The 251-nt window shown below is 50.6% G+C and carries 1 pseudogene; it reads right to left on the minus strand.

Features of this window, described 5'->3' with window-relative positions:
- Positions 1-251, minus strand: a pseudogene (locus ACTHTK_RS10305) (two-component sensor histidine kinase); the annotation flags it as partial.

Consider the following 251-nt stretch of genomic DNA (forward strand, 5'->3'; position numbering starts at 1 on the left):
TCGCTGTACAGGTGTTATCGGGAGAATACTTGATTGCATTGGAAAGCAGGTTACTGAAAGCACGGCGCAGCATATCGCTGTCTCCGGTAACAACGCCCTCTCCTTCAACCGTGATTGTCTTTCCTGTTTCGTCTGCCAGGGGCTCGAACAACTCACGTAATTCATTCAGTTCGGCTGCCAGATCCACATCATGTTTATCCAGCCGCAGCAGACCATGCTCTGAACGTGCCAGAAAAAGCATGTCACTGGTC

It is taken from the genome of Neisseria sp. P0006.S009, from assembly GCF_051962915.1.
Classification (GTDB): Bacteria; Pseudomonadota; Gammaproteobacteria; order Burkholderiales; family Neisseriaceae; genus Neisseria; species Neisseria subflava_E.